Origin of the sequence: Bacillus sp. GMs2/2 (assembly GCF_050172095.1) — a bacterium.
Classification (GTDB): Bacteria; Bacillota; Bacilli; order Bacillales; family Bacillaceae_G; genus Bacillus_A; species Bacillus_A cereus.
This window is the reverse complement of the sequence record NZ_JBNLYE010000531.1, coordinates 1-2185: the sequence shown is the minus strand read 5'-3', so window position 1 is coordinate 2185 and position 2185 is coordinate 1. Positions and strand designations below refer to the sequence as shown.

Below are 2185 nucleotides of genomic sequence, written 5' to 3'. Positions count from 1 at the left end.
TTACTGGTGGTACAGGTTCGTGGGGGCATGAACTTATAAAACAACTATTAGAAAAATCACCGAAAGAAATTAGAGTTTTTTCAAGAAATGAAACGGTCCAGTTTGAAATGCAGCAACAGTTTATAAATGATGATAGGTTAAAATTTATTATTGGAGATATTCGTGATAAAGATCAACTAGTCTATGCTTGCCAAGGTGTACATTATGTGTTCCATCTTGCAGCTTTAAAACATGTTCCAGTATGTGAGTATTATCCTTATGAAGCTATAAAAACCAATATACATGGTACGCAAAATGTAATTGAAGCCTCTATACAGATGCAAGTTGAAAAAGTTATATATGTTTCAACGGATAAAGCAGCTGATCCATCAAATACGTATGGGATGACAAAAGCAATTGGTGAAAAATTAATGGTTCATGCGAATATACAAACGAAGAAAACAAAATTCATTTGTGTTCGTGGTGGAAATGTTTTAGGAACGAGTGGAAGTGTAGTACCACTTTTTAAACAACAAATTAAAAAATCTTCAGAAGTAGGGATTACCGATGCGAATATGACTAGATTTTTCTTAACAGTTGAAGATGCTGTTGGGTTGTTATTTAAAGCCGTATATCAAGGTAGAGGCGGGGAAATCTTTGTTATGAAAATGCCGGCATGTAAAATAACAGATTTAGCAGAATTGTTAATTGAATATTCAGGAAAAGAAAATGTTAAGGTAAAAGAGGTAGGGATAAGACCGGGTGAAAAATTAAGTGAAATGCTTCTATCTGAGGTAGAGAGTAAAACAAGTATAAGTTTTGATCAAAATTATTTTGTGGTACTACCGACTATTCCTATAGAAGGACTTCAAGAATATTATTCTAGCTATCCTTTAGTGGATGTGAAGAGTTTTAGTTCTCAACAAGATTTACTTGCAAAACATGAGGTGAAACAAATGCTATTAAAAGGAGGGTTTTTGCGATGAAAAAAAATGCGAGCCTTTTAATAACTGGTGCAAATGGTTTCACAGGACGCCATGCTTGCCAATATTTTTTAGAGCAGGGCTTTCATGTAATTCCTATGTTTCAAAATCGTGCACATAGAGAAAAAAATAGAAATGGTATTACTTGTAATTTAACTAATAAGAGCGAAGTAATGAAGGTAATAAAACAAATAAAGCCAGACTACGTATTGCATTTAGCAGGAAGGAATTCGGTTATAGAATCTTGGACAGCTGCCCTTGAATATATAGAGATTAATGTAATAGGAACATTATATTTATTAGAAGCAATTAAGCAAGAAGCCTCGCATTGTAGAACATTAGTTATAGGATCTGCTTTGCAAGTAAATAGTATGAACGAAATAAAAATTTCAAATCCATATAGTTTAAGTAAAACGATGCAAGTCATTATTGCAGAGGTTTGGGGAGGATTAATGGATTCAAATATTATCATTGCAAAGCCCTCAAACTTAATTGGTCCAGGGGAATCGAATGGCATTTGTTCGATTCTCGCAAAGAAAATGATAGATATAGAATCAGGTAGAAGTAAAGCCATTATTGAAGTAAACAGTTTGAAAGATAGTAGAGATTTTCTAGATGTACGTGATGCGGTCAAAGCGTATCATGTGTTATTACGAGATGGAATAAATGGAAAACAATATAATATCGGATCAGGAGTAAAACGATCTTTATTAAATGTACTAGAACAATATAAAGAATTAACACAGCTAAATTTTTTTATAGAGGAAACAGAGAAGAGTGGGAGCGACTCAAATGAGAGTTTAGCAATAGAAGAAATAAAAAGGTTAGGTTGGATCCCAGAAATTGAATTTCATCAATCATTAAAAGATGTACTTGAGTATGCGAAGTGTAGTGACATCTGCATGCAATGAAAAACAAAAAAGGGTGTAAGAAATATATGAATGATTATGAAATAATAGATAATCAAAATACGCTATTTCTTTCAATTGTTGATACGTTGGATTGGAGAGATGAAGAAGCGCATGTATTGCGTCTTTATGAGGCAATACATAAATATCAAGCGTATGTAGAAGAAAAAAGAGTTAATCAAATAAAGTCAGCATTAGAGACGGAAACTAGATATGTGATTCAAATCTTTGCTCAATACGAGTGTAGTGAGTATGGAAATGATTTTTATGAACTCATTAAAGATCTTTTACAAGATATAGAGGTGGAGTTAAAGA

Annotated in this window: 3 protein-coding genes; all 3 read left to right on the top strand. The window is 32.8% G+C overall.

The genetic code is table 11. From position 1 onward, the window contains the following. Positions 1–965 (top strand): UDP-N-acetylglucosamine 4,6-dehydratase family protein (locus ACQGS6_RS27015; protein ID WP_426965913.1); only part of this gene is annotated, 965 nt, incomplete at its 5' end. Then, complete coding sequence (locus tag ACQGS6_RS27010; RefSeq protein WP_074625421.1) at positions 962–1873, top strand: NAD-dependent epimerase/dehydratase family protein; 912 nt, start codon at positions 962–964, stop codon at positions 1871–1873. The genes ACQGS6_RS27015 and ACQGS6_RS27010, both read left to right, overlap by 4 nt. Next, the coding region (locus ACQGS6_RS27005) for a DUF6572 domain-containing protein (RefSeq protein WP_426965912.1) at positions 1870–2185 on the top strand (316 nt) is incomplete at its 3' end. The genes ACQGS6_RS27010 and ACQGS6_RS27005, both read left to right, overlap by 4 nt.

Bases quoted from the DNA above. Each gene is read 5' to 3' on its own strand.
- ACQGS6_RS27010 (WP_074625421.1), top strand. From the start codon at position 962: ATGAAAAAAAATGCGAGCCTTTTAATAACTGGTGCAAATGGTTTCACA.